Annotated in this window: 16 protein-coding genes; 10 read left to right on the top strand and 6 right to left on the bottom strand. The window is 69.5% G+C overall.

The features are described 5' to 3' along the window. The first annotated feature begins 217 nt into the window (after window positions 1-217). From AB0B91_RS24435 to AB0B91_RS24425, 3 genes are read left to right on the top strand one after another with little or no spacing between them, the layout of a single operon-like run. The gene (locus AB0B91_RS24435; RefSeq protein ID WP_358323659.1) at window positions 218-3823 is read left to right on the top strand and encodes a WD40 repeat domain-containing protein; all 3606 of its coding nucleotides are present in this window, start codon (window positions 218-220) and stop codon (window positions 3821-3823) included. Next, window positions 3814-4503: a hypothetical protein gene (locus tag AB0B91_RS24430; RefSeq protein WP_358323657.1), complete on the top strand. Its 690-nt coding sequence runs from the start codon at window positions 3814-3816 to the stop codon at window positions 4501-4503. The genes AB0B91_RS24435 and AB0B91_RS24430 overlap by 10 nt, the downstream gene beginning before the upstream one ends. Next, window positions 4476-7031: an NACHT domain-containing protein gene (locus AB0B91_RS24425; protein ID WP_358323654.1), complete on the top strand. Its 2556-nt coding sequence runs from the start codon at window positions 4476-4478 to the stop codon at window positions 7029-7031. Before AB0B91_RS24430 ends, AB0B91_RS24425 begins: the two co-directional genes overlap by 28 nt. Window positions 7032-7035: 4 nt before the next feature. Here the strand turns inward: AB0B91_RS24425 and AB0B91_RS24420 are convergent, their stop codons facing one another. Continuing rightward, the gene (locus AB0B91_RS24420) at window positions 7036-7788 is read right to left on the bottom strand and encodes an SDR family oxidoreductase (protein ID WP_358323652.1); all 753 of its coding nucleotides are present in this window, start codon (window positions 7786-7788) and stop codon (window positions 7036-7038) included. Window positions 7789-8302: 514 nt separating this feature from the next. On the opposite strand from AB0B91_RS24420, the gene AB0B91_RS24415 reads away from it, so the two are divergent. Beyond that, on the top strand, window positions 8303-8725 hold the full coding sequence (locus AB0B91_RS24415) for a Mu transposase C-terminal domain-containing protein (protein WP_358323651.1): 423 nt from the start codon (window positions 8303-8305) through the stop codon (window positions 8723-8725). A gap of 13 nt (window positions 8726-8738) precedes the next feature. Beyond that, window positions 8739-9602: an AAA family ATPase gene (locus AB0B91_RS24410; protein WP_358323648.1), complete on the top strand. Its 864-nt coding sequence runs from the start codon at window positions 8739-8741 to the stop codon at window positions 9600-9602. Window positions 9603-9683: 81 nt separating this feature from the next. Here the strand turns inward: AB0B91_RS24410 and AB0B91_RS24405 are convergent, their stop codons facing one another. Then, window positions 9684-10628, bottom strand: coding sequence for an alpha/beta fold hydrolase (locus tag AB0B91_RS24405; RefSeq protein ID WP_358323646.1), 945 nt, complete (start codon window positions 10626-10628; stop codon window positions 9684-9686). Between the two features lie 303 nt (window positions 10629-10931). Between AB0B91_RS24405 and AB0B91_RS24400 the strand changes: the two genes are divergently transcribed. Beyond that, a complete protein-coding gene (locus AB0B91_RS24400; RefSeq protein ID WP_358323643.1) occupies window positions 10932-12584 on the top strand; it encodes an ISL3 family transposase in 1653 nt (550 codons plus the stop codon). Between the two features lie 186 nt (window positions 12585-12770). On the opposite strand, the gene AB0B91_RS24395 is transcribed toward AB0B91_RS24400, so the two are convergent. The 3 genes from AB0B91_RS24395 to AB0B91_RS24385 form a co-directional block, all read right to left on the bottom strand. Further along, window positions 12771-13820, bottom strand: coding sequence for a hypothetical protein (locus tag AB0B91_RS24395; RefSeq protein ID WP_358323641.1), 1050 nt, complete (start codon window positions 13818-13820; stop codon window positions 12771-12773). Between the two features lie 191 nt (window positions 13821-14011). After that, complete coding sequence (locus AB0B91_RS24390; protein ID WP_358323639.1) at window positions 14012-14377, bottom strand: hypothetical protein; 366 nt, start codon at window positions 14375-14377, stop codon at window positions 14012-14014. Window positions 14378-14536: 159 nt separating this feature from the next. Further along, window positions 14537-15787: a serine hydrolase domain-containing protein gene (locus AB0B91_RS24385; RefSeq protein WP_358323636.1), complete on the bottom strand. Its 1251-nt coding sequence runs from the start codon at window positions 15785-15787 to the stop codon at window positions 14537-14539. 522 nt (window positions 15788-16309) lie between these two features. Between AB0B91_RS24385 and AB0B91_RS24380 the strand changes: the two genes are divergently transcribed. Further along, window positions 16310-16522 (top strand): hypothetical protein, encoded by a 213-nt coding sequence (locus AB0B91_RS24380; RefSeq protein WP_358323633.1) that lies wholly within the window; start codon window positions 16310-16312, stop codon window positions 16520-16522. A 144-nt stretch (window positions 16523-16666) separates the two neighbouring features. Here AB0B91_RS24380 and AB0B91_RS24375 read toward each other — a convergent pair whose 3' ends face one another. Continuing rightward, complete coding sequence (locus AB0B91_RS24375; RefSeq protein WP_358323630.1) at window positions 16667-17257, bottom strand: hypothetical protein; 591 nt, start codon at window positions 17255-17257, stop codon at window positions 16667-16669. Window positions 17258-17480: 223 nt separating this feature from the next. On the opposite strand from AB0B91_RS24375, the gene AB0B91_RS24370 reads away from it, so the two are divergent. From AB0B91_RS24370 to AB0B91_RS24360, 3 genes are all read left to right on the top strand, one after another. Continuing rightward, a complete protein-coding gene (locus AB0B91_RS24370) occupies window positions 17481-17957 on the top strand; it encodes a DUF2505 domain-containing protein (protein WP_358323627.1) in 477 nt (158 codons plus the stop codon). A 26-nt stretch (window positions 17958-17983) separates the two neighbouring features. Further along, window positions 17984-18385 (top strand): hypothetical protein, encoded by a 402-nt coding sequence (locus tag AB0B91_RS24365; RefSeq protein ID WP_358323624.1) that lies wholly within the window; start codon window positions 17984-17986, stop codon window positions 18383-18385. Between the two features lie 125 nt (window positions 18386-18510). After that, a complete protein-coding gene (locus AB0B91_RS24360) occupies window positions 18511-19110 on the top strand; it encodes a hypothetical protein (RefSeq protein WP_358323621.1) in 600 nt (199 codons plus the stop codon). Window positions 19111-19509: the final 399 nt, after the last annotated feature.

The following is a 19509-nucleotide window of genomic DNA, read 5'->3' as shown; positions in this document are numbered from 1 at the left end:
CTTTGGAGGTCTGTGCCTGATACTCATGGCCGGTCGACACCCCCGCTCTTATCGCCGGACCAGACCGGTGAGATCCGCAGATACATCAAAAGCGCGTCCGGGCTGTTCAAGCCACTGGTCAGACGAAAGCGAACGGAATCGGACGGCCTGAGGGGGCCGGATCATCGCGTTTCAATGCGTTTGATCGGCCTCGGCGCGATTAGCGAGAATGAAGGCCATGGGTGAGGGTGACGAGGGTGGCGCGCGGATGCTGAGCAGCCATGGTGCCCTGCTGTCGCCGTCCGGCAATGGGGGCGAGGTGTGCCCTTACCAAGGTCTGGTGCCGTTCGAGAGCGAGAAGACCGAGTTCTTCTTCGGACGTGCGCGGGCGACCCGCAGCCTTCTTGACCGCCTGGGACCGCGCCTGGACGAGCACGGGTCCATCCTGCTGATCTCGGGTGCCTCGGGCGTGGGCAAGTCGTCGCTGTTACGGGCGGGGCTGATGCCCGCGCTGGCGAAGGGGATGTTGCCGGTCGCCGGATCGCGGCGTTGGCCGCGGCTGCTCGTCACGCCGACCTCAAGGCCGTTGCGGGCACTGGCCGAAGGGTGGGCGGAGGTGTTCGGCGGGCGTGTCGAGACGGTGTACGAGCACCTGCGGGACGATCCGCGGCGGACGCTGTCGGGGGCTCTCCCACCGGACGGTCGTCTCCTCCTGGTGGTCGATCAGTTCGAGGAACTGTTCGTCCTGGTGACCGACGAGCAGGAGCGCCAGGCGTTCGTACGGGTCCTGGACGCCCTGGCCGAAGGCCCGCGGGGCGCCGGAGTGATCATCGGGGTGCGCGCGGACTACTGGGACCGCTGCGCGGCCTACCCGCAGTTCGCCGAGGCCATCCAGGACGGTCAGGTCATCGTCGAGCCGATGGCGGAGTCGGATCTGCGGCTGGCCATCACCGGCCCCGCGGCCGCGGTGGACCTGGAGATCGAGCCCGGCCTGGTGGAGACCATCCTGGGGGAGTTACGCGCCGGCCAGGACGACGGCGACAGCTACGAGGCCGGAGCCCTGCCCCTGCTCTCGCAGGCTCTGCGCAACACCTGGGGGAGACGGGAGAAGGGCCGGCTGACCGTCCGGGGTTATGAGGAGTCCGGCCGGGTCCGCGACTCCGTGCGGCGTACGGCCGACGAGGTCCTGGAGCGACTGCCGGCCGAGGACCGCAAGGCCGCGCTCCGGATCTTCCGGCGCATGACCTTGATCACCGCGGGCGGGCGGGTGGCGCGGCGCAGGGCGACGCTGACCGAGATCCACGCCGCCGCGTCGGCGGACTCGGCGGAGCGGCGAGAGCGGGCGGATGCGCTGCTGTCCGCGTTCGCCGACCAGCGCCTGCTCACCCTGTACGAGGACACCGTCGAGATCGCCCACGACGCGCTCCTGATCGCCTGGCCGACGCTCCGCCAATGGCTCGAACCCGACTTCACCGCACAAGCGGTGTACGACCAGCTCATCGACGACGCCGCCCAGTGGGCCGAGCACCACCGCGATCCCGCCTTCCTCTACCGGGGCGCCCGGCTGCTGGCGGTCCAGGACACCCGGCCCCGCTGGGACCGCGACCCCGACAGCTTCCCGCCGCCCGGCCCTACCGTGGAGCGCTTCATCACGGCATCGACGGGGGCGGCCCGGCGGGCCGGCCGCCGCCGACGCCTCGTCATGGCCGGCCTCGCGGCGCTGTCGGTGCTCGCCCTCATCGCGGCCGGCGCCGCCGTCAACGCGGCGAACGACGCCGTTCGGCAACGCACAACGGCGGTCTCGCGCCGGGTGGCGGCGGCGAGCGAGGTCACCGGTGACACCACCCTGGCCTCGATGCTGGCCATGGCGGCCTGGCGGATCGCGCACACCGACGAAGCCCGCAACCGCGTTCTGGTCGCGGCGACCCGCACCGGCCGGGGAACCCTCACCGGGCACACGAGAGGCGTCATGGCACTGGAATTCAGCCCCGACGGTTCGATCATCGCGACCGGAAGCGACGACGGCACCGCGCGGCTCTGGGACACGGCGACGCGGCGGCAGCTCGGCGCCCCGATCACCCGGCCGAAATACGACTGCTCAGACGTCGAGCTGGCCTTCAGCCCCGATGGCCGGACACTGGCCACGGCATGTCTCAGCACCGTCCGGTTCTATGACGTGGCCACCCATCGCGAGGTGGGCACCCCGCTGGAGCACGAGGAGGTCGTGTCGGCGATCGCGTACAACCCGGACGGGAAGACCTTCGTGACCGGTGACTTCAGAGGCGTCGTCCGGCAGTGGGACGTGGCCACGCACCGTCCGCACGGGACTCCCATGGGCCGCCCCGACAACGGGCCGCAACTCTCCAGCATCATCCAAGAGGTGGCCTTCAGCCGGGACGGAAAGACCCTGGCCACCGCGGGCAACGTGACCGCACGGCTCTGGGACACCGCCACATCCCGCCAGATCGGCACCCCGTTCGCCCGGCACGCCAAAGGTGTGACCGGTGTCGCCATCAGCCCGGACGGTGCCACCCTCGCGACCGTGGGCTACGACAGAACCGCCCGGCTGTGGAACATAGCCACGCGAAAGCAGACGGGTGTGCTCAAGGAACGCTCTGCCCTTTTCAATGCGATCGTCTTCAGCCCGGACGGCACTCGGCTCGCCACCGCGGGATCCGGCGGTCGAACCGTCCTGTGGGACACGGCCAGCCGACAACAGCTGGTCGCGCTCGCCGACAATCTCAGCGGTGTCGCGCGCGTGGCGTTCAGTCCGGACGGAAAGCTGCTCGCCGCGGCCAGTGACGACGGCGTGGTACGGCTGGCCGACCCGCAGGTCCACCTGCAGATCGGCACTCCGATGCCCGCACAGGGCGCCGTCGCGCTGAGCCCTGACGGACGGACCTTGGCCGCCGGAGCGGGGAGCGACGACAAGGACCCCGCGATCCAGCTGTGGGACGTGGCCACCCAGCGTCCCATCGGCCCCCCGCTGCGTCCCAAGGGCGCTCGCCGTTCCGTGGCCACGATCGGATTCACCCCCGACGGGCGGACGCTCCTGACGTCCCACTCAGACGGCCTGCGGCTCTGGGACCTCGCGAGCCGCCGCGAGCTCGTCCATGACGGAACGCTCACGGGCGTGACCAAGCTCAGCCCCGACGGCAGATTCGTCGCCGTACAGCAGGACAAGGCCATCGCGTTCTGGGACGTCGCGCGCCGCCGGGAGAGCGGGCCGCGCATTCGCGTCACCGACCACACCGACCTGCTCACGGCGATGGCGATCAGCCCCGACGGCGCGACCCTGGCGAGCACGGGCTACGACAACCGGGTGCGGCTCTTCGACGTGGCCACCCGCCGCCAGTTCCCGGGCCCGGCGGCAGCGGCCGACGGCGGATTCATCAACGACCTGGCCTTCAGCCCCGACGGCCGGCGGCTGGCCTTCACAGCCGGCGACTACTCCGTCCGGCTGTGGGACGTCGCGCGCCGCCGTCAGATCGGCATCGGCCTGATCGTCGAGGACGGCCCGGTCAACGCGCTCGAGTTCAGCCCGGACAGCCAGATCCTCGCCACCGGCGCCACCGGCGGCGATGTACAGCTCTGGGACCTGCGGACTTATCGACCGCTTGGTTCCCTGATGGTGGGCCACACCCGCGGCGTGACCGCGCTCGCCTACGGCCGGGACGGGAAGGCGGTCGCCACGGTGGCCAACGACGGGACCGCGCGGCTGTGGAACGTCGCCACACCCGCCAATCTGGAGGCCGCGGCCTGCGCCAACGCGGGCCGCTCCCTCACTCGCGACGAATGGGAGAACTACGTGCCGGAGGAGGACTACCAGCAGACGTGTCCGTGACCCTGGACCCCACCACGGAGGCAGCGAGCATGTTCCTGCGAGGTTTCCGGCGACGGACGGGCAAGCCCGTCCCGGAACTGGCCGCGTTGTTCCGCTCGATCGTCGCGGACGGCCGGCAGATCCACCCGATGGCGTCGGATTTCCTGGAACACTTCATGGACGGCGTCGGTGCCTCCAGGACGATGTCACTGCGCTGGCTCCGCTCGTTCAAAGTGATCAAGAAAGCCGAGCGCAAGAACCAGCGCCGTTTCGAACGGCAGCTCACGCGAGAGGCGGGGCTGCTGCGGGACGGCGACTCCACCTGGTTACACGATTACTGGGACGCGCGGGTCAACGCGTTCATCGGCACGGAGCTGTTCTACGTCAGCAGGATGAGCCTGCTGCGCTCGCAGGGCTCGTTCGTCCTGACCCGGACCGGACCGGAGGTGCGGGCGTCCGGTACGGTGCGCCATCACTGGTTCGATCCCTATGACTGGGACCGCGGCCGATGGGTCTACATTCCCCGGCACGGATTCGTGCCCATCGCGGTCGGCCGGGAGCTGGTGGAGTCCGATGAGGCGCGCAATTTCCTGATGGAATCACGTCATGTCCAGACACTGGTAGGCACGTGCAGGGATGGCCGGTGGCCCCGGCACGGGAGGGCGGTGTTCGAGTGGTCGCTGGTGAGGACGACGCGCTGATGACCGCGGATCATCCCCGTCCACCCGATCCCACCGAGGCCGGCAGCGCCGCGGACTTCGTCCGGTCGCTGGTCCGGCTCAAACAGTGGGCCGGCGAGCCATCCTTGAGCAGGCTGCGGTCTCTCGGCGGCCAGACGGTGACCTCGGATGGCGTCACGATCGACGCGTTGCCCAAAAGCACGACCTCGCAGGTGCTACGGCAGACCGACAGGCTGCCGCGGTGGGATTTCGTGCAGGCCTTCGTCACCGCCTGCCTGCGTTACCGCGACTATCCGAGCGAGCTCATCCCCGCTGAGCTCGAACGCTGGCGGGTGGCCAGGGCCGCCTTGACCGAGCCGGTCGCTCCTGCGGAGACCCCGGCGGAGACGGTCGCGGAGGGTGACACGGCGGGGATCGAGGCGGCTCCCGCCGGCCGGGACCATGCCGTCGAACTCCTGGCGCGGCGTGTGGCCCGGGAGGAGGACCGGGCGCGTAAAGGGCTGCTCGGCGGCTACAGCATCGCGCCGGTCTCGTTCGAACTGTACGCGGACCCGATCCGCCACCACGACGACCCTGGGGAGGTGAAGGACGACCTGCACTCGATCGGGACGTTCTTCAGCGGGCTGCAACCGCAGCGCCTGCTGGTCGTGGGCGAGTCGGGAGCGGGCAAGACGGTGCTCGCCATCGAACTGGTGCTGCAACTGCTGGAGCCCCTCCTGACCACCGGCGGACGAGCCGGTCACCGACAGCTGGTGCCGGTACGCCTGAACGCCGCACGATGGACCTTGGGCAGCCCGTTCGAACCCTGGCTGGCCGAACAACTCGTGCGGGACTTCGGACTCGCGGCCAAGGACGCGGAGCGGCTGGTGCGGGACCGCCAGGTGCTGCCGGTGCTGGACGGGCTGGACGAACTGGACCCCGAGCCGTCAACGGGGCCGCCCCGCCGGGCGATCGGCCTGCTGGCCGCGCTCAACCGGTACAGCGACCTTTCCGGACGGCGACCGGGGGCGGTCGTCGTGACCTGCCGCGCTGACCGCTACACCGAGCTGTCCGAAGCCCGCGCCGGACTCGACAACGCCACCCGGATCCATCTGCGTGACCTGACCATCGAACAGATCAACGCGTACCTGCGCACCCGCTGGCCGGACGGCCATCCCTGCGACACGTACCGCGACGGCATCCACGCGGCACTGTCCGGACCATCGGGGACGGCCATCCGCACCGCCCTGGCCACGCCGTGGCGGCTGTTGCTGACCGTGACCGCCGTGGAGTCCGGCGCCGATCCGGCCGAGCTGCTCCGCGCCGGCCCGGACCCCGACCCGCGGGTGGCGGCGGCGCGGATCGCCCGGAGGCTGCTCGACGCGTACGTCCCGGCGGCGACCGGCCTGACCCCACGCACCGCCCACGGCACCCCGTACCGTCCCGAACAGGTGCGGTCCTGGCTGGAGAACCTGGCCTCGCACCTGCGGTGGCAGGCCGCCTACACCGCCGGGACGGATCGGCCGCCGCCAGGTCTGACGCCGATCGACATCGTCCCGCACCTGCTGTGGCCGATCGGCGGCCGGCGGCGGGTCCGGGCGTTGCACTGTCTGTTCTGCGTGATCTTCGCCGTCATCGCCATGCTGGCGTTCTGGGCGGGGTCGGGGGCCGAGCGCCCGGGTGACCCGCGCGACTGGCTCGACGCGGGGGAGGGGCTCACCTTGGCGCTCATGGCGGGCTGGGTGGGCATCGCCACCGGCCTGTCGCTGTCGCCGTGGCCGGCCGCCGCCGGTGGGCGGGCCAACGTCCCGCACCGGCGGCGCATGATCGGCGGTCTGCTCGGCGCCCTGGTGGGCAGCCCGGTCGGCGTGCTCTGCGGCCTGGCCGGGTACGTGCTGACCGGCGGCAAGGTCTTCGACCCCGGTTTCGCCGTCGCCGCGGGAGCGGCTGGGGGCGGGGTGTTCGGGGCGGTCCTCGGATTGACCGCCGCCGCGCGGCGGGGAGCCGAGCGCATGTCCATATCCGAGGCGGTCCGCGCCGAGCCGGTCATCCTGCTGGGCTTCGGACTGTGCGGCGCCCTCACCGGACTGCCGCCGCTGCGCCTGGCCGACGCCGGCCCGCTCCCCCTGGCCGCGGAGATCGTGGGGGCCTTCGCGTCGGCCTTCGCGCTCGGGGTCATCTTCAAGATCGCCACGGGTGGCTGGAGCAAGGACGCGGAGCTGGCCCACCCGCGAGAGGCCCTGCGCCGCAACCCGATGATCGGAGTGGCCTTCGGCCTCACCGGCGGTGTCGCCGCCTTCCTCGTGTTCGTCATGAACCGGGGAGTCGTCGAGTCGCTGGCGTGCGCGCTCATCGGCGGTGTGACCTTCGGCCTCGCCTTCGGCGCGATCGCCTGGTCCCGCACCATGATCGGCCTGATCGTCTCGGCCGCTCGTGGGGTGCTTCCGCTGCGGCTGTGGACCTTTCTCGACTGGGCCTGCGAGGCACGGTTGCTACGCGTCAGCGGCGCCACCTACCAGTTCCGGCACCGCGAACTCCAGGACTTCCTGACCCCGCAGGAGGACGACTGAGCTCTCAGCGCAGGTAAGAGGCGCCGTTGAGGTCGAGCACCGTGCCGCTGACGAACTCCGCCTCGGCCGAGGCGAGATAGCGCACCGCCGCCGCCACCTCCTCCGGCTGGGCGATCCGGCCGAACGGGCTCTGCGCCTCGACTCCGGGCCGGTTCTCCTCGGTCAGGAGGGTGGCCGCCATGTCCGTCTCGACGAACCCCGGCGCCACCGAGGAGACCGCGATGCGATGCGGGGCGAGCGCGATGGCCAGCGACTGGCCCATCGCGGTCAGGCCGGCCTTGGCGGCGGCGTATCCCGGCGCCTGCGGCTCACCCCGGTAGGCGCCGCGGGAGGCGACGTTGACGATGCGGCCGCCACGGCCACGCTCCACCATGTGCCGGGCCACGCACCAGGAGACGTTCGCGGCGCCGATCAGGTCCACCGCGACGGTCTCGCGCCAGATCCGCTGCCAGTCCGCGTAGTCCACGGTCAGCGGGTCGTGGAAGAGGTAGACGGCGGCGTTGTTCACGAGCACGTCGATGCCGTCGAGGGCGTCGATCGCCGCCGAGACGAACGCGGCGACGGCGTCCGGATCCGCTATGTCGCCCTGGACGACGGTGTGGCCCTCGCCGTCGAGCGCCGCTCTGGTCTTCTCCGCCTCGTCGGGGGAGTTGCGGTGGTGGACCGCGACCCGGTCGCCTCCGGCGGCGAAGATCTTGGCGACCTCGCGGCCGATTCCGCGCGACGATCCGGTCACGAGTACGCCTCGGCTGTTCACATTGACCTCTTTCCGTCTGGACACGCTGCGATGCAGAGTATCGGGCGGGTGTAAGGCCGCTCCTCGCCGTACGCACTCGCCGGACCATTCAGAATCGTCGACCTGGCCTCCGATTACGGCAGCTGCGCCTGGTACCTCCGCTGGTGGCCGGCCCCGGCACGATGATCACGGTGGAGAAGACAAGCCCCGCGGCGACGGGTGAAGCGATGGTGGACGCCCGGCCGGCGGCCGGGGCGGAAGGAATGTCGGCGTGTCTGTAGCCGACGCCACACCCACGCCAAGGCTGATCAAGACGGCCACCATCCCGGCCAGATAGCTCCACGGTCTCTCGGCCATTTATCGCCGGACCTTACACGCCGGCACGCCCGATCGCGCCGGTCAGGCCCGGCTGAGCCTGGCCCAGCTCGATGAGGCCCTGAACGCCTGGATCATCGGCGACTACCACCTGCGCATCCACCCCGAAACCCGCCAGCCACCGGCCGCTCGCTGGGCACAGGGCGGATTCCTGCCGCAGATGCCGGACTCCCTGGAACAGCTGGACCTGCTGCTGCTCACCGTGGCCAAGCCCCGTAAGGTCCACCCCGACGGCATCCACGCGTTCGGGCTGCGCTACCTGGACCCCACGCTGGCTGCGTTCGTCGGAGAAAGCGTCGTTATCCGGTACGACCCCCGCGACCTGGCCGAACTACGGATCTTCCACTGCGGTGTCTTCATCTGCCGGGCGATCTGCGCCGAGCTGGCCGGCACCACCATCAGCATGCGGGAGATCATCGCGGCCCGCCGCGCCCGTCGCCGTCAGCTCACCCGCGATCTGGCCGAACGCACCACCCTGGTAGACCAGCTGCTCGCCCACCGCGCCGGCCTTCCCTCGACCGCCCGCGAGCTCGCCCCACCGGCACCCGCGCAGCGCCGGTTGAAGATCTACACCGAGGAGTAGAGGAGCACGGCCCGTGACCATCACGCGCTCCAACCCCAACCGGAAAGCCGTGCAGCGCGGAACACGCCCCACCCCGCCGACGCCGAACCTGATCTCCACCAAGGAGCACCGCAGGTTCTGCGAGTTCGCCGACACCGTACGCACCTCCCGCTACATCGGCCTGTGCTACGGCCCCGCCGGCGTCGGCAAGACCTTGTCGGCCCACTCCTACGCGCGCTGGCCGGAACAACGCCCGCTGCTGGAGATGCCCCACGCCCTGGCCGACTGGTTCCACGCCGGCGCCAACCGGCCCGACTGGCACACCGTGCTCTACACGCCGCTGATCAACACCCCGCCCGGCCGGGCCCTGACGGACCTGACCGGCCTGACCAACCGCCACGCCATGGTCCGCGCCCGTGACATCGACGACCCCAAGCGCGAGACCAACCTCCACGGCGCCAGCCTCTACACCGAACTCGTCATCATCGATGAGTCCGAACGGCTCACCACCCGCGCCCTTGAACAGGTCCGCGACTTCTACGACCGCAGCAGCCTGGGGCTGATCCTCATCGGCATGCCCGGCATCGAAAAGCGCCTGGCCCGCTACCCGCAGCTCTACAGCCGCATCGGCTTCGTCCACCACTACCGCACCCTGGCCGCCGATGAACTCACCACCGTCTTGACCACGGCCTTCGCCCACCTGGGCCTGGACATCCCCGACGCCACCACAACCGAGGCCATCGCCGCGATCAACCGCACCACCGCGGGCAACTTCCGGCTGGTCACCCGGCTTCTGGAACAAGCCGAACGGGTGATGAAACTCAACGACGGCGTCGACCGGATCACCGCCGAGGTCATCGACGCCGCCCGCGATGCTCTTGTCATCGGAATCAGCTGATGGTGAGAGGTCCCGGCTCAGGACGATGCGGGCGTCCCGAAGGAAGTGAAGAAAGCTGCCGACTCATCGTCGCTTGCTAGATCAATCCAGCCAGTCAGCGACCGTCGCGACGTAGTCGCGCGTCTCCGACAGGGGCAGGAGGTGCCCGGCCAAAGGGAAGGTGCGGTGCGCCCAGTCGGGACGACGAGTGGCAACGTCGTCGACGGTGGTCGTGGTGACCAGCTTGTCCTGCGCCCCGGCCAGCAGCAACGTGGGCATGCCGAGCTGGTCGATCATCCGGTAGGACGCATCCCGGTTGACGTAGAGGCTGGACACCACCGAGGCAAAGGCCGCGATGGCGTCACCGAGGCGGCGCGGGTCGGTGGCCCGCAGTTCGTCGCTCAGCAAGGCCATCATCTCGGGCGAGACCCGTTCAAGGTCATCACCGACCACGCCGCCCGACCAGGCGCCGGGATCGGCGTAGGCGCGCAGCTTGAAATCGATCATGCGCTGGCCCGCCACTCGCAGCACGCCCCGCAGCAGACCGGGCCCGATCACGAGCAGCGGGCGGCCCAGAACGCGCCAGAAGATGACCTCGTCCGGCGGGATCGGGCCGGGCAATGCCGGGCAGGCCAGGACGAGGCGACCGACCCGGTCCGGTGAGGACGTCGCGAAGTGGACCGCGACCAGGCCGCCCATGGACCAGCCGTGGGTGACGGTGGCCTTGAGCCCCATTCGGCCCGTGAACGCTCGCAGGAAACGCGCGCCCAGTTCGGCCTTGGACGCACGCGGGTGCGGCGAGTCGGTGTGGCCGAACACCGAGCCCGGCAGGTCGGGCGCGATCACCTGACCGTGGGCGCTCAGCTCGGCGATGGCGTCCATCCACATCGACGCGCTGCCTGCCATGGGATGGACCAGCAGGTGGGTGGGGCCGCCCTGATCCTTGCCGGCGCTCAGGTAATGGACTTTGGTGCCGGAGACGTCGATCTCCTGACTGTGGATTCCGGCCCACCGTGGGGAACGTTCGCCCCAGTCTGCATACTGCACCCCTTCAACCTGCCACGCCGGGGCCCGGGGCGTGGACCCAATCGGGGGGTCGGGGAAAGATCGTCGGATACTGACGGAGACACCCTCTGATACCCGTCGCTGTCCGTGACGATACGCGGCCAAATAATGTTGCAGGTTCCTGCTCAGCGAGCGGGGTCTGGTGCATTTGCTGGGGAGCGGTCACGGAGTGCGATTTCCAGGCGCGAGTGAGGCCGGGGCCGCATGGAGAGTGGTAGCGATCGCGTAACGCGTTGCGCGTGAGAACGGCCGTTCTGTCACGATCTGGATCGCCAAGATCTGATCATGAAGAACGACCGTAGGGGTGCCATTGTGCTGCACGAGCTCACCGGCAGGGAAGTCGGTCTGCTGTACATGCTGTTCCCGCACCTGAGGGGCCTGGTCCTTGACCAGGTGGAGGATCTGGGTGACCGCCTGAGGATCGCGGCCCGTACGGACTCGGAGCCGGTGGCCTGCCGCGGCTGTGGGACACCGTCGGCTCGGGTGCACGACCGGTATCGGCGTCGTCTGCAGGACTTGGCCTGCGGCGGGAGACCGGTCCAGGTCGAGGTGGAGGTCCGCCGGTTCATCTGCGGCGACCCGGCGTGCTTGGTGGCGACGTTCGCCGAGCAGGTCCCCGGGCTGACCGCCACACAGCAGCGCCGCACGGCAGGGCTGCGGGGTCTGCTGGAGCGGGTCGCCCTGGCCCTGGCCGGCCGCGCGGGGTCCCGGCTGGCCGGTGCGCTGGGCGCGATCGTCTCCCGGTTCACGCTGATCCGGCTGGTCAGGGCGTTGCCCGATCCCGAGATCGGGCGGGTCACCGTGCTCGGGGTCGATGATTGGGCCAAACGGCGCGGGCATTCGTATGCCAGTGTCCTGGTGGACATGGCCGGCCACCGCATCATCGACGTGCTGCCCGACCGGGAGGCCGCCACCCTGGCCGAGTGGCTGCGCGCGCATCCCGGTGTCGAGGTGATCTGCCGGGATCGGGCCGGCGCCTACGCCCTGGGCGGCCGGGAGGGCGCGCCCGATGCCCAGCAGGTGGCGGATCGCTGGCACATGTGGGATGACCTGCGCGAATACGCGGACAAGACCGTCGCTGCCCACCACCGGTGCATCAAAGAGCACTATGTTGCCCTTGCCCAGGTCGCTGAGGAGCAGGTCCCCGACCCCGGCCAGGTCGCCGAACAGATGACCATCGACCATGCCGAGAACAGAGCGCGCGTGGTGAAGGCGAGGGAGCGCTACCGGCAAGTCCAGGCGCTGAAGGCCGAAGGCAAGAGCCACGCCGCGATCCAGCGGGAGCTGCGCCTGGCGCCCATGACCGTCCGCAAGTACTCCCGCGCAGAAAGCGTCGACGAGGTGGTGGCAGGCACGCTGACCGGATGGCCGAGCATGCTGGACGATTACAAGCCCCACCTGCATGAACGCTGGAATTCCGGGTGCGCCAACATCCAGCAGTTGCACCGGGAGATCACCGCGCTCGGCTTCCGCGGCAGCTACGGCACCGTCTACGCCTACCTCGCGCCCTTCAAGGGCTCAGCCGCGCCGCCCGCCGTCCCCGCACCGCCCAAGGCCCGCCACATCACCAGCTGGATCCGCCGCCGTCCCGACAACCTCGGCCCGGATGAACAGCTGAAACTCAAGGAGGTCCTGGCAGCCTGCCCGCACCTCGACGCCTTACACGGCCACATCAAGACCTTCGCGGAGATGATGACCGAACGCCAAGGCCACCGCCTCGACGCCTGGATCGACGCCGTCCGAGCTGACGACCTGCCCCACCTGCATTCCTTCGCCAACGGCCTCGAACGCGACCACGCCGCCGTCCTGAACGGACTCACGCTCCCTTACAGCTCAGGCGTTGTCGAGGGCAAAGTATGCAAGATCAAATTCTTGAAACGGCTCATGTTCGGCCGCGCCAACTACGACCTCCTCAGAAAGATGGCACTGCTGAACTGAGCCGAGATCACCGACCGTGACCGCTCCCCAGCAAATGCACCAGACCCAAGCTACGTTGCAGGTCACACCGGAACCTACCGCCTCCGCGAAGATTCCCGGGTAATCACGGTAATTGGGGGATCTCCTCAGTCGCCGTGCCCGTGTGCCGACGGACCCGCGCTGCCTCCGCCTCTCTGCCCTGTCGAGTCAGCAGATCGGCCAGCCGCGGCCGGGAACGCGGCCCTTGAGCAGGCTCCAGGACGCCAGCGCCGCCGGCGAGGTATCGATGCTTCGGCCGCGGTCGTCTTGTAGCGGGCCGACCGTCACCGCGGCGCGCTCGGCGCCGGGGATGCCCAGCGCGGCCGCCGCGAGCCGGGCGAGGTTCAGCCCGATCCCCACGCCGTGCCCGTGCGCGCCGCCGACGGGCAGCGTGGTGACGAGCCGCCCGTCGTGGCCGTGGACCTGCCAGCCGTCGGGCGCGGCGTGCAGCCATCCCGCCCGTTCCCCGTCGACCAGGAAGAGACAGTTCTCGCCCCCAAGTTGCACCAGGTACAGGTCGGACGCGGGCGCGGCCGGGGCCTTCTGGTCGACCGTCCGGGTCTGCTCGGCGGCTGCTGGTACGGCTGACGCGCCCTGCTCGGCGAGGCCTTCGCCGGACGTCTCGGTGAGGGCCTGGCGCTCGTCGACGGGCGCCGGCGTCGCCTGGCTCCCGCCGGTGCGGTCGGCCGGTTCCTCCACCGCCTGCTCGCGCGGCGAGCTCGGCGCCGCGGCGGTCTCGGGTGTGGGGTCGTGTGGGTCGGCTTCCGGCGGGGGAGCGGGACGGTCGTCTGCCTGCTGCTGCCCGAAGCGGCGCCGGGCGGTGTCGGGGTGCATCTCCAGGGCCTGGCCGATGTGCTCCCAGGCGTCCCCGGCAGCGCGGCGGGCGGCGACGTGGGCAGCCAGCAGTCCTTCCACCAGGCCGGGCAGGCTGCGCAGCGCGACCGCCTGCTTGCCGCTACCGGCGAGGGGGTCGGCGACGTGCTGAGCGTGGACGGCCAGGTGGGCGGCGCGCCGACGCACGTCCGCCTGCAGCGCCGCCAGCTCGTCCGGGCTCGCCGGGTCGGGCTTGGGGACGGCGGCCGGGTGGTCGATGCGCCAGGCGGCCTGGCGGCAGGCCCCCGAGCAGTAGCGGCGGCGGCCGGTGGCGTCGGCGGGCAGCACCTTGCGGCACAGCGGGGAGGCGCACCGGCGCTCTGGTACAGCCTGCAGATCGGGCATCACGATCCCCTTCGGCGGACGGTGTGACGGTCGGCGAAGATGCGGCCCGTCACACCGTGGCGTGACGGAAGGCGTTTCCGCCGATCGCGCGTTACGGTCCATGCTGCCACCGCCACCCACTAACCGTCACGAGGATGAGGCGAATTTGCCTGAACCTTGTGACGCTAGGGACTCGGCGGTGGTCCTTCCGTTCACCGCGCGTCGTCGATGTGGTCGAGCAGGGCTTCGGCGGTGGCCACCCACGCGCGGCGGTGCTCGGCGTGGGCGTGGTCATCAGCCGAGCCGGACTCGCTCGCTCGGGCCGCCAGATCGTCGGCCTCGCTGCGCTGGCTCGCGGCGAACTCGCGCAGGGCGTCGGTGGGCACGAAGTGGGTGTGCTCGTCGTCCAGGTCGATGGTCACCAAGTGCCCGGGCCGCTCGCCTGGGGCCGGCCGCTCGCCCTCGGACGGCTCGCGCTCCAGCAGGGCCTGGACGCGGCTCTGCGCTGTGGAGCGGGCCACGCCCATCGCGCCCGCCAGATCGCCGTGGCTGCCGTCGAGCTTGGAGTGCCAGCGCACGGCGGCGTCTCGGACGCCGGCGAGCCGGGGCAGCAGCGTGCGCTCCAGGGCGCCGATGAGCCCTCGCAGGTGCGCCCGGTCGTCGTCGGCGTCCTCGGCGTAGGTGCCGGCTCGCTCCAGCGAGCGCAGCAGGATCAGGCCCCAGATGACCGCCGCCGGTCACGGTGTGGCCGTGCCCCCGTCCACGCCGATCGCCGGGAGTGGCCGCGCTGCCCTGGTCGCCGCCCCCGCCTCAGGCCCGCACGCCGCCTCCAGCAGGTGGTTCCCGAGCGCGAAGTCGATGGCGTGCGCGACGGGACTACCGTTCTCGTCGAGCTGCTGGTAGTTCCTCAGGTTGGTGCCGAAGGCGAACTGGTGGCCGCCGTCGGCGTTGGAGAACGCGAAGGTCTGCATGCCGGGGACGCTCCCGTCGTGCCCCCAGAACCTGCCGCACGGCAGGTCGAGGGGGTAGATCCCGAGACCGTAGTCGAGCACGGCGCCCGAGAACGACCGGATGGGCACGGTCTTCTGCATCTCAGCGAGCAGAGTCGCGTCGAGCAGCTCGCCGCGCAGCAGCAGCCGGAAGAAGCGGTTGAGGTCCTCCATCGTCGAGGCGACCGCACCCGCCGTCCAGGCCCAGGACATGTTGTAGACGCTGTAGTCCTTGGGCGGGTCGAAGAGCCCGAACAACGCCTCGTACGCCTTGGAACTCGGCCCAGGAAGGTACGGCGTACGCGGGAACGACGTCTGCCGCAGCCCGGCCTTCCGGAAGACGTGATCGGTGATGTACCGCTCGGCACTCGTGCCCGTCACCTTCTCCAGCAGCAGGCCGGCGATAACGTAGTTCGTGTTCGAGTACGATCCGGGTGTCACCCCCGGCTGCCCGGTCGCGGGGGCGCCGAGCCCCGCCCCCGCCAGCTCCTCCGGCGGGAAGGCGCGGAAACGGTTGGCGTCCAGGCTCTCGATCGTCGGGAAGATCACCTCGGTGTGGTTGGCGATGTGGCTGGTGTGGTTGAGCAACATGCGTACGGTGATCTGCTGCCCGCGCTCACCCGGGATCAGATCCGGCAGGTAGCGGCCGATGGGGGCGTCGAGCTCGATCGTGCCCTTGCCGACCTGCTGTAACACGGCCACGGCGACGAACGACTTGGTGATGCTCCCGGCCCTGTGCACCATCTCGGGCCGCATCGGACGGCGGGTCTCGACGTCGGCGACGCCTGCGGCGCCCTTCCAGCTCCGCCGGCCGTCCACGACGTTCGAATAGGTGCCGTACATGCCGGCCTCGTGCACGGCGTCCAGCGTCTGGCGCAGCCGCTGCCGGTCGAGGCCGCCGTCCTCAGCGGCGGCCACGGGTGTCGCCGCGAGCAGCGTGGCGGCCAGGGTCGCGGCTCCCAGCCGCGAGGCGAACGTGCTGAATCGACGAATGGTCATGGCGCCCAGCATGAGCCTTCCGCTCGGCGGAGGTCAGTGCGCTGTGTCACCGGTCCCGCATGACAGAAGTCAGCTCTCGCACCAGGTCGGCGTGGTCGTCGTCGGCCAGGCCCGGCAAGGCGGTGTCCATACCGCCTGCCTTACCGCCCTGGCCGCTGGGCCGGGAACGTCTCCCCAGGTCGCAGCAGTTGACCGGGGCGCAGCTCGGGTGCGGTTTTCGGTCGGGACGATCGGGGATGAGTCGGGCGGTCGAGGCCGTGATAACGCCCTGCGGCGCGTTTTCCCAGGTCGCGTCGCTCGCTAAGCGCTTTATGTCAAGCTCTCCGGGAGTCTTCGGTTACTCACAGTTACTTTGCCCCCGGTGACACGGACCCGAGCACCGGGCCATGAGGGGTTGCGGAGTCCTGGGATCTTCAGCGTGCATGGCGTGCTCTCGATGCCACCGAGACCAATGTTGACTTTGTGTGCACGAATGTTCACTGTGAGAGATTGATGCTCGGGGTCGGCGGAAGGAGGCGGGCGATGAGGATCGGCGTATGGGTGGTTGGTGCAGCGCTGGTGGCCTCTACCGCAGTGCTGGCGGGTCCGGCACATGCGGCATCCGGCGACCTGACATGTGATGGCGGCTACTTCCAGTTTCAGCTCCAGTCGCCGCTGAGCACCCTCGGCCAGCAGGTCTCCGCGATCGTCGGCGGAGGGCTCGTGAACTGCCACACGGCGTTGCTTTTGCCGTGACCTGCTTGTGGCGTGCACTGCCACAGGTGCACCCGGGTGCCGTTGGTGCGGGCGTTGGGCCTCTGCAACATGCCACGGGACCACGGGTGGCCCGTGGTCCCGGGCCCGGCGCTGAGGCCCGAGGGCCTCGGCGCCGGACGTCGTTCAGGGGACGTCGACCCCGACGTGGATGTTCATGGAGATGTGGTCGCCCTCGTAGGCGGTCGTGATGCGTTCGTCGCGCCAGTACCCGCCGTACTTGAGTGCTTCGAAATGAACCTCGTGGTGCCCGCTGTCGGCCTCGAAGGTCTGCGTGACGGTGAGGCTGCTGCCGCTCCAGCGTCGATGGAAGGGCTCGGCGGCGACCTCGCGGCCGTCTTTGCGCAGTTTGAAGGCGCCTTTCATGTAGCAGTAGGTTGGGCAGTCGGAGTACCAGGCCGCTCCCCAGTAGTAGAAGTAGTCGCCGGAGAGGTCGGCCTTGATGACCTTGGTGCCGTCGTCGCGCTGCTCCACGCTGACGCACAGATTTACGTTGGCCTTGGTGTAGGTGTCCCCGGATGTCATCGTCTGCGTGCCGCTGCTCGGGGCGCAGGTGCGGGTGAGTACGCGCTGTTGTGCTGCCGGGGGGGCGGATGCCGCGGCCGGTGTGGGGGCGCCCGCGACGGCGACGACCACCAGGGCCGCCAGGCCCGTTGCGAGCGCTCGCATCCGGCGCTGCGGGTCTCCCCCGCGAGTGATATTGCCAAGTGTACTCATGCAGTGACTTTAAGTGACGGTAGGTGGTCGTAGGCAATCTCCACTCCGGTTCGGCGAAGAGGCGCTCCTGCAGGATCGCCCTCCAGCCGCCCGGACGGCGAGATCGAGGTCGAGGGGTCCCAAGGTCGGGTGTCGCCTGAAGACGGCCGGCGAGGCGATGTCCAGCAAGCCGCCTTTGTGTAATCAGTCGAACGCATATAGTAGCGGGATGGGGAATTTCACAGTGAGCCACGACCTCCACGGTGAGCCGGCTGCGTTCTTCGGCTGGTTCTTCGACCGGAGCCGGGCAGAAGATCTGTACCAGGGGCATTTGGGCTACGTCGACTACAGCACCATCAGCCTTGCGGATGCTGACGGGCAGTTGACCCGCACCACCACGTTCGCCAAGCCGATGTCGCTGCCCGGGCCAGTGGCGAAGCTCCTCGGCTCGGGCTTCCGCCAGACCGAGGACGGACAGTTCAACAAGTCCACCCGCGTGTACCAGTGGAAGGTCACGCCGAGCACCATCGCCGACAAGCTCCGCGAAGAAGGCACCCTGCGAGCGGAGGAACGCGGCGACGGCTGCCGCATCATCGTGGACTACGAGCTGGAAGCAAAGGTGTTCGGGGTCGGCGGCCTGCTGGAGAGCACCATTGAGAAGAACCTGCGCGAGGAGTGGGATCAGATCGCCGGTTTCTACAACCGCCAGGCCGCAGCCTAGACGTCCTCGACCGTGAGGCCAGAGCCATGGTCCGAGGGCGCCAGGCACCTGCACCCGAAGCCCTCCTGGAAACTGGGCGAAGCCCGGACCTCGGTGAGCACACCCTTGGCCGCGTCGATCAGGGGCGGTACCCGGCGGGCCCGGTCGACCGGCTCCAGCCGGTCCAGTTCCCTCAGCGCGTCAATGAGAGCGGCCAGGGGTGGTTTCACTTCCTGGTCTACGACGCCAAGTTCGTCCGGCGTCACGACGACGACCAGCCGTGGCTGCACGCCTTCAGCGAGGCCGGGCCGCGCGGGGAGTACGACCACCTGCGGGCCGGTCCGCCCGGCAACTGGCCCAAGCCCGAGGAATGGGCGGAAGGGTTCGACCTGACCGAGGCCGATGACCGCTACTCCGAGATCAACCCCTACGACGGGCCCAAGCGGTAGGCATTGCCGCACCGCATGGGCCTGGTGATCGACATGTTCGGTAACACATGGTAACGATTCAGTTACATGTGGTACCCGGCGGGCATGCACCAGCCTTGTCGCCGCGAACAGATACGGAGATCTCCATGCGGGCAGCAACCACACGAACCCACACTCGATCCAGACGGTCAATCGCCGTCGTCAACGCGGCCGTCGGCAGCGCACTGTTGACGGCCCTCATGGCCGCACCGGCTTACGCCGGCGGAACGCCGAACGTCTCCGGCAAAGCCCGCGCATCCACGGCCACCGTGGCCTCCCGATCGGGAGGCCCGGAATGGGTCCAGACCGGCCCGCTCACCTTCCTACACGCCCTCGCCGGTGCCAACAATGTCTACGAGAAGGTCTCCGAGGTCCCGGCGCTCACGATTCCCTTTCCCGGTGTGTGGGAGGTCTCCTATCACGCCCGCACGGCGACCTACCCAGCCGCGAACACGGGGCTGTGGGTCACCACAGCGCTGTTCAAGAACGGCGGGCTCATCCCCGCAAGTGAGGCACTGTCCGGCATCGACACCTCGAACGTCCCGGGAACCCAGAACACCATCGGGCAGACGGTCACGGACACCTTCGCCGCCGAGGACGCCGTGACGCTCCACGCCTTCCGCATCGGGCAGACCGGAACCGCCGGCGTCTACAGCAACTCCGACGGACGGACCACAGTCACGGCGCACTGGGTGAGCCCAACCTGAGCCGAACCAAAGCAACTCCCGCATTGAGGTGATCTCGCGCCGTCGGGGAAGCCGCCTCTCAGCCGTGCATGTTCTCGGAAGTTGTGGCCGTCTCCGCTTCCGAGAACACGATCTTCTCGGAAGTCCAATGAACCTGCGCGGACCGGCCCACTTTCGGGTCCAGCCGAGATACGGGTAAAACCGGCCATGAGTCGATCTTGACGCCCGTTTCCGCAGGCAGGCATACGGTCAGCGGTCAACCGTGGGGACTGTAAAACTAACGGCGGATCTGATGATCAAGGGAGACACACTTGATGTCCGAGAGTGCCGTGGAGTCGCTGTCTATGAACGAAGTGCCTGCCGAGCCGGACCGCTCAATGACGGACGAGCAACTGATCTCGATGCTGGTGGGTCGAGCCC

It is taken from the genome of Nonomuraea sp. NPDC049141 (assembly GCF_040648415.1).
In the GTDB taxonomy this organism is placed as follows: domain Bacteria; phylum Actinomycetota; class Actinomycetes; order Streptosporangiales; family Streptosporangiaceae; genus Nonomuraea.
Note: the sequence above shows the minus strand (reverse complement) of the source record. Positions and strands in the feature narration are given on the sequence as shown.

Excerpts from the sequence above, each read along its gene's own strand:
- AB0B91_RS24435 (WP_358323659.1), top strand. The coding sequence starts at position 218 with ATGGGTGAGGGTGACGAGGGTGGCGCGCGGATGCTGAGCAGCCATGGT.
- AB0B91_RS24415 (WP_358323651.1), top strand. The coding sequence starts at position 8,303 with ATGCCGGACTCCCTGGAACAGCTGGACCTGCTGCTGCTCACCGTGGCC.
- AB0B91_RS24400 (WP_358323643.1), top strand. The coding sequence starts at position 10,932 with ATGAAGAACGACCGTAGGGGTGCCATTGTGCTGCACGAGCTCACCGGC.
- AB0B91_RS24395 (WP_358323641.1), bottom strand. The coding sequence starts at position 13,820 with ATGCCCGATCTGCAGGCTGTACCAGAGCGCCGGTGCGCCTCCCCGCTG.
- AB0B91_RS24385 (WP_358323636.1), bottom strand. The coding sequence starts at position 15,787 with ATGACCATTCGTCGATTCAGCACGTTCGCCTCGCGGCTGGGAGCCGCG.
- AB0B91_RS24380 (WP_358323633.1), top strand. The coding sequence starts at position 16,310 with ATGAGGATCGGCGTATGGGTGGTTGGTGCAGCGCTGGTGGCCTCTACC.
- AB0B91_RS24375 (WP_358323630.1), bottom strand. The coding sequence starts at position 17,257 with ATGAGTACACTTGGCAATATCACTCGCGGGGGAGACCCGCAGCGCCGG.
- AB0B91_RS24365 (WP_358323624.1), top strand. The coding sequence starts at position 17,984 with ATGGTCCGAGGGCGCCAGGCACCTGCACCCGAAGCCCTCCTGGAAACT.
- AB0B91_RS24360 (WP_358323621.1), top strand. The coding sequence starts at position 18,511 with ATGCGGGCAGCAACCACACGAACCCACACTCGATCCAGACGGTCAATC.